This is a genomic window from Mumia sp., assembly GCF_028803055.1.
Taxonomy (GTDB): Bacteria; Actinomycetota; Actinomycetes; order Propionibacteriales; family Nocardioidaceae; genus Mumia.
The window spans coordinates 1-6,882 of the sequence record NZ_JARBCJ010000060.1 but is presented as its reverse complement, the minus strand read 5'-3'; the positions used below and the strand labels follow the sequence as shown (position 1 = coordinate 6,882).

6 protein-coding genes are annotated in these 6,882 nt (G+C 72.0%); 3 read left to right on the top strand and 3 right to left on the bottom strand.

Going from position 1 to position 6,882, the window contains the following annotated elements; genetic code table 11:
* The first annotated feature begins 123 nt into the window (after positions 1-123).
* The 3 genes from PV363_RS07840 to PV363_RS07830 are packed head-to-tail and all read left to right on the top strand — an operon-like array spanning position 124 to position 2,547.
* Entirely contained in the window at positions 124-1,521 is a 1,398-nt protein-coding gene (locus PV363_RS07840) for a hypothetical protein (RefSeq protein ID WP_301022062.1), read from the top strand.
* Entirely contained in the window at positions 1,518-1,961 is a 444-nt protein-coding gene (locus PV363_RS07835) for an SRPBCC family protein (protein WP_220344492.1), read from the top strand. The genes PV363_RS07840 and PV363_RS07835 overlap by 4 nt, the downstream gene beginning before the upstream one ends.
* A gap of 55 nt (positions 1,962-2,016) precedes the next feature.
* Positions 2,017-2,547, top strand: a complete 531-nt coding sequence (locus PV363_RS07830; protein WP_220347107.1) for a DUF6636 domain-containing protein — start codon at positions 2,017-2,019, stop codon at positions 2,545-2,547.
* 115 nt (positions 2,548-2,662) lie between these two features.
* Here PV363_RS07830 and secD read toward each other — a convergent pair whose 3' ends face one another.
* The 3 genes from secD to PV363_RS07815 all read right to left on the bottom strand — a co-directional run.
* Positions 2,663-4,969, bottom strand: a complete 2,307-nt coding sequence (gene secD / locus PV363_RS07825) for a protein translocase subunit SecD (RefSeq protein ID WP_301022061.1) — start codon at positions 4,967-4,969, stop codon at positions 2,663-2,665.
* Between the two features lie 67 nt (positions 4,970-5,036).
* Complete coding sequence (locus PV363_RS07820) at positions 5,037-5,393, bottom strand: hypothetical protein (protein WP_220344497.1); 357 nt, start codon at positions 5,391-5,393, stop codon at positions 5,037-5,039.
* An 82-nt stretch (positions 5,394-5,475) separates the two neighbouring features.
* Positions 5,476-6,882, bottom strand: a 1,407-nt coding sequence (locus PV363_RS07815; RefSeq protein WP_366525458.1) for an NAD(P)/FAD-dependent oxidoreductase, incomplete at its 5' end; no start/stop codon positions are given.

Genomic DNA, 6,882 nt, shown 5'->3' with positions numbered 1-6,882 from the left:
CCCCCCCCCCCCGGCCCCCCCCGGCCCCCCCCGCCCCCCCCCCGCCCCCCGCGGCCGCCCCCGCCCCCCCCGCCGCGGCCGGCGCGGGGGCGGCCCCCCCCCCGCGACGCCGCCGCCGCGCGGGTGTCGGTCCGTCCCCTCGGCGGCCACCGGGTCGACGTCGGGGGTGCGGAGGTCGTCGGCGAGACCTACGAGGCTTCGGTCCTCGACGACGTCCGGATCACCGTCGACGGGGTGGTCGAGGTCGTGGTCAGTCCGGGCACGCCGCCCGCAGATCTCGACCGTCGCGTCGCGCGGGCGCGCGCGGCGTTCGACGTGGCTCTCCACGAGGCCGGGGTGGACTCTCTGGACGAGGCCCGGTCCTCGCACGAGCGTCGTCGGGTTGCCGAGTCCCAGTGCGCCACTGCCGAGGACTCGCTCTCCGACGCCCTCGGTGGCACGACGTTGGACGATCTCGAGCTCCGGTTGGCCACACTCGAGCGACGACGCGCCTCCGACCCCAGCGCCGAGCCCAGCGCCGAGCCCAGCTCCGACCCCAGCGCCGAAGGCGAGCGCGACGCCCTCGAGGCTGCCGCGGACGCCGCCCGCAGTGCCGCGGAGGACGCCGACGCCGACGCGGCGGCCGCGCGGGACGCCCACGACGGTGCGCGTGAGGCTCTCTCGGTGGCGGGCGAGGCTTCGGTTCGAGCTCGGCAGGAGCTCGAGAGCGCCGAGCACGAGCTGGCGCGCGAGACGGCGCGTCTGGCTGCCGCCAGAGCAGAGGTGGATGACGAGGCACTTACCGAAGCCGTGGTCGCCGCGGACGAGGCGTACGAGCGCGCCAGGACGACGAGCAGGGCGTCGCGGGCCACGTTCGAGGCCGCGTCCCCGGAGACTCTCGCGATGGAGCTCGCCAACGCCCGCGAGCTCGTCGAGGGGGTTGACCGCGACCTCACCAGGACCGACGAACGCCGCGTCGAGCTGCAGACGCTCCTCGACGACCGCGCGGCCGAGGGCATCCACGACCGGCTCACCGACGTCGAAGCCGCGCTGGACGTCGCCAGCGCGACCCACCGGCGCCTCGCCCGATCGGCGCAGGCCGCCGACCTTCTCAGCGCCACGTTGCTGCGGCACCGCGACGAGGCTCAGCGCCACTACGTCGCGCCCTTCAAGCAACGCATCGACAGACTCGGCAAGGTCGTCTTCGGGCCCGACTTCGAGGTCGAGGTCAGCACCGACCTCGCCATCGAGACCCGGACGCTGCGGGGACGCACCGTCCCGTTCGGCTCCTTGTCCGGCGGCGCCCGCGAGCAGCTCGCCGTCCTCGGACGCCTCGCCTGCGCACAGCTGGTCGACCCCGACGAGGGCGCTCCGGTCATCCTCGACGACACCCTCGGCTTCTCCGACCCCGATCGTCTGGAGCGTCTCGCGGTGGTCCTCAACGATGTCGGCCGTTCGGCACAGGTCGTGCTCCTGACCTGTCAGCCCCGGCGCTTCGAGTCCGTCGGCGGCGCCCGCACGGAGCGGCTCACCCTGTCATGAAGCCACGGCACTACTCTTTCGCCAGCACGTGGCGGGTGGCAGCGCCGGTCGCGCAGGCCTTCGACGCCGTCGCCGACCTCGAGCGCTATGCCGTGTGGTGGCCCGACGTGCGTCACGTCACCGGCATCGACGACGACACCGCGCGGCTGGCGATCAGAGCGACCCTCCCGTACACGCTCCACCTCACCCTCCACCGGACCCGCGTCGACGAGACGTCACGCCATCTGCTCGCCGAGATCGCCGGTGACCTCGAGGGCTGGGCGAGCTGGCGGCTCGGCGCTGACCGCGAGACCACGGTCCTCCGCTACTCGCAGGAGGTCGTCACGAGCGAGCCGTGGATGAACGCGATCGGCAGTCTCGTGTCCCCGGTCCTCCGGCTCAACCACACGGCGATGATGCGTCGCGGTCAGGTCGGTCTCGCCCGCTACCTCTCGTCGTAGCCGTCGGGCGGTCACCTAGAGTGGCCGACGAACCAGCCCGTACGGAAGGACAGATGTGCACCGATCGAGGTCGTTCGTGCTCGCCCGTGGCGCCGCCATTCTCCTGGCGGTCGCGCTCGGTGGCTGCGGCTCCGCGTCCGATCTGGCCGACGCCGAGCCAGCGGCCGAAGCATCCGCCCCGACGACGTCGCCGCGCACCGCGCAGCTCCCGCTCGACGACGTCGCGACCGACCTGACCGACGACGTCGGCCCGATGAGGGCGTTCCGGAGCCCGAGCGGCAACATCGTGTGCCGGCTCAACACCGACGGTGCGCGCTGCGACATCGGCGACTTCGACTTCTCGCCCCCGCCCAAGCCGGAGGGCTGCGAGGACGGATGGGGTCGCACGCTGGTCGTCGACGACGAGGGCGGCTTCTTCAGCTGTGACGCGCCGACGCTCGCCGGCAACTCCCCAGAGCTCGCCTACGGCAAGTCGACGACCCTCGGCTCCTTCGGGTGCACCAGTCAGCGCACGGGCATCACGTGCCTGAACACCGAGACCGACGAGGGCTTCACCGTCTCGCGCGAGCGCGCCGGCACCTTCTGAGGCGCGCCACCCGACACGACGACAAGGACCCGCCATCGCGCCGCCGCAGCGGCCCGATGGCGGGTCCTTCCGTCTCGTCAGGGGCGAGCCCGCGGCAGAGCGACGCGAGTCCCGGTCAGAGCGCGCCGCTCTCGCGACCACCTGCGGGCACGGTCGCGTACGGGTCCGCAGCCGCCACGCGGTCAGCCTTGTCCTTGGGCTGGAACCGCTCCTCGAGGAGGACGGCGATCGGCGACGCCACGAAGACCGTGCCGAGCGTGCCCAGCGTGAGACCGAGCAGCAGGGCGATCGCGAACGGCTGGAGCGAGGCACCACCGAGGATCGCCAGGGCGGCGAGGATGAAGATCGCGCCCAGGCCGGTGTTCACCGTACGGGGGACCGTCTGCATGATCGAGTCGTTGAAGATCCGGCGCAGGCTGTCGCCCTTCTTGCGTTCTCGCAGGTTCTCTCGGATGCGGTCGAAGACGACGACGGTGTCGTTCACGTCGAGACCGATGATCGAGAGGATCGCGGCGAGGAACACCCCGTCGACCGGCTCACCGAACCACGCGAAGATGCCGACCACCAGAGCCACTGTCGTGGCGAGCGCCAGCACGGCTGCGGTCGCGAACGTCCATCGGAACCGGATCGAGAGATAGAGCATCTGGGCGGCCAGGGCGATGATGAACGCGATGATCGCCTGGTTGCGGAGCTCCTTGCCGAGGCTCGGGCCGATCAGCTCGTCGCGCTCCTTGGTGACGGGACCGGCCGCCTCGTCCAGGGCGTCCTCGATCTTGACGGCCTCGTCGTCGGTGATCTTGTCGGTGCGGACCGTGATGTTGTTCTGGTCGCCGGACTCGCCACCGCTCTCCTGGACCACCGCGCTCGGGAAGCCGGCATCGCTGACGACCGTACGGGCGGCGTCGGCGGTGATGGGCTTGCTGACCTTGTAGTCCAGGACGCGGCCGCCGGTGAACTCGACGCCGAGGTTGAGCCCCTGGGTGACGACGCCGGTCACGGCGACGGCGATCGCGGCGAGCGTGAGCCCGACGAGCAGGCCCGAGCGCTTCAGGATGAACGGTCCCTTGGTCACCAGCCACGTGCGGAACTTGCCGGTCCCGGTGAGACCCGTGATGCCGGGGCGCTTCTGGGCGAAGGACCGTCGTACGGCCCAGTCGGTGAGGACGCGGGCGATGACGAGCGCCGAGACCATCGACGCGATCGTGCCGATCGTCAGCGTCACACCGAAGCCCTTGACGGGCCCGCTGGCGAAGAAGAAGAGCAGTCCCGCGGCGATGATGGTCGTGACGTTGGAGTCGAGGATGGCCGTCCAGGCCTTCTTGTAGCCCGTGTCGAGCGCTCGTGGCAAGCCCTCACCGGTCCGCCGGGCGTACTCCTCGCGCGCTCGTTCGAACACGAGGACGTTGGCGTCGATCGCGAGGCCGATGGCGAGGACGAAGCCCGCCAGGCCGGGAAGGGTGAGTGTCGCCCCGAGCCACACGAGCATCGCGTAGGACAGGAGGGCGTAGGTGCCGAGGGCGATGCTCGCCAGGAAGCCCATGAGGCGGTAGACGAGCATGATGAAGACCGCGGTGAGCGCGACGCCGATGAGCGCCGCCTCGATCGACGCCTCGATGGCGGAGTCGCCGAGGGTCGCGCCGACCGTGCGCTGCTCGATGACCTCGACCGGGACGGGGAGCGCGCCGCCCTCGATCAGGACGGCCAGATCCTTGGCCGAGTCGGCCGAGAAGTCACCGGTGATGCTGGTGGTCGATCCGGGGCCGGCGCAGAGGCTCGGCTGCACGGCGGGGGAGGAGATGACGTTCTTGTCGAGCATGATCGCGATGCGCTGCCCGCCGGCGGTGTTGGCGCACGCCTCGTTGACGAGCTGCTTCCAGCCGGGGGTGCCCTCCCCGTTGAAGCGGACGTTGACGACCCACTGCAGCGACTGCTGCTCCTGCTCGGCCTTGGCGCTGGAGACGCCGTTGCCGTCGAGCAGCTGCGGGCCGACGATGATCGGGTTGCCGTCCTCGTCCTCGACGATCTGCTGCCCCTCAGCGGGCTTGGCGCCCTCCTGAGCCGGGCCGATCACGTTGTGGAAGGTCAGCTGGGCGGTCTGGCCGATGACCTCGGCGGCCTCGCGCGGGTCCTGGACGCCGGGGAGCTCGACGATGATCCGGTTCTCGCCGGAGCGAGCCAGGGTGGGCTCGGCGACACCGAGGGCGTCGACGCGGCCGCGCAGCACCTCCAGCGCACGGTCGGTCGCCTCGCCGTCGGCCTTGACGCGCTCGGTGTCCTGGGTCTCCAGGACGATCTGGGTCCCACCCTTGAGGTCGAGACCGAGGCGGGGGGTGAAGTTCAGGGCGACGACTGCCGAGATGACGAGGACGGTGAGGGCCGCCAGAGCGCGCCACAACGGCGCGCGAGAATCGGGACGTGACACGGAAGGCTCCGGGATCTGCTGACGTGGCGACCGCGGTCAGCGCGGTCAGGACTGTGGAGGTCGTCCGTCAGCGGGGCGGCGCGCGGCTGCGCTCGGGCGAGGCGGTAGCGGCCGACGCCGCATCGTCGAGAGCCAGGACCCTGCGGGCAGTCACTGCCGTGCCGCCGATGTGGGCAGCAGGGAGCGCCGCGAGGTCGGGCCCGAGCCCGTTCTGGTCGTGATGGGCGCGAGCCCCGACGTCGACCTTGTGCACCGTCACCTTGGTCACCGTCACGGCGCGGTCGGCAGAGCTGCGTGCGTCGGACGGCGCGGGTGTCTGGCTGCGAGCGGTCGCGGTCGAGGCCGGACCCGCGAGCATGAGCAGGAGTCCTGACAGCGCTGCCGCAAGCATCACGGCAGGCAGGCGCGGGACGGTCCTGAGCATTTGACCAGTCTAACCGGACAGGAGGGGGCACTCCTCCGTCGAGGTGATCGTGGTCACTCCCGCCGTCCTCCGCCTCTCACGCTCACGACAGGTCGGCGAGGGCGGACCCGATGGCGCGGTGGAACGTCGGATAGGCCCAGATGGTCCGGAGCAGCTCCTCCACGGGGACCCGGGCCTGGATCGCGACCGTGAGCGCTCCGAGGATCTCCCCGCCCGCCGGCCCCGCGGAGGTCGCTCCGACGAGCACGCGGCGCTCGGCGTCGGCGACGACCTTGATGAGCCCGCTCGCACCCGGTCCGTACGTCGCGCCCCGCGAGGACGCTGCCAGGTCGGTGATCCCCGTACGCACCGGGAGCCCGCGGCGGCGTGCCTGCTCCTCGGTGAGTCCGACCGCGCCGATCTCGGGGTCGGTGAAGGTGACACGAGGAAGCGCGCGGTACGAGGCACCAGGGCCCTTCTGACCGGTGATCGTCGCCACGGCGATCGCGGACTGGTACATCGAGACGTGCGTGAACCCGCCGCGGCCGGTGACGTCCCCGATCGCCCACAGCCCGTCCACCACCGCGCCGCCGCTCAGGACCCGTTGGTGCGGATCGGTGGTGACGAATCCGTGCTCGGTGGGCACACCGAGCTCCTGGAGGCCCAGCCGGTCGGTGTTGGGAGTCCGCCCGGTGGCGACCAGCAGCCGTTCCGCGTCGAGGTCGGAGCCGTCATCGAGGGTGATGGCGAAGCGCTCCCCGTCGTACGCCACCGCCGTGACCGGGCTCCCGGTGCGCACCGTGACCCCGTCGGCCTGCAGGGCGCCGACGACCAGGTTCCCCGCCTCCGGCTCCTCGTGCGCGAGGAGCCGTGGCCCGGACTCGACGACGGTGACCACCGTGCCGTAGCGCGCGTACGCCTGTGCGAGCTCCAGCCCCACCGCGCCACCGCCGAGGACGAGCAGCGATCGGGGGAGGTCGGGGCTCCGGAGGATGTCGCGGTTGGTCCAGTACGGCGTGCCGTCCAGTCCGTCGATCGGCGGCGCCGACGGACGGGTCCCGACGTCGAGGAGGACACCCCGGCGAGCCGACCAGGTCCGGTCACCGACGGCGACCGTCCGCGGCCCGGTGAGGGTCGCAGTCCCCCGTACGACCGTCGCGCCCGCCCTCTCGAGCCGTGCGACCGACGCCGAGTCGTCCCAGTCGGCGGTGACGTCCCGTACCCGCGCGTAGGCGTCGGCGAAGCGCGGGGTCACGGCGACCTCACCGGCCACGCCGTCGGCTCGACGGGCCGACGCGAGGAGATCGGCGGAGCGGATCAGCGTCTTCGAGGGGATGCAGCCGTAGTAGGGGCACTCGCCACCCACGAGTCCGTCCTCGACCGCCACCACGTCGAGCCCGGAGCGTGCGAGCGCCCCCGTCGCCGCCTCGCCGCCGGGACCCGTGCCGATGACCACCACGTCGACGATGGAGCCTGTACGGCCGTACGGATCAGTGTCCATAGACGCGAG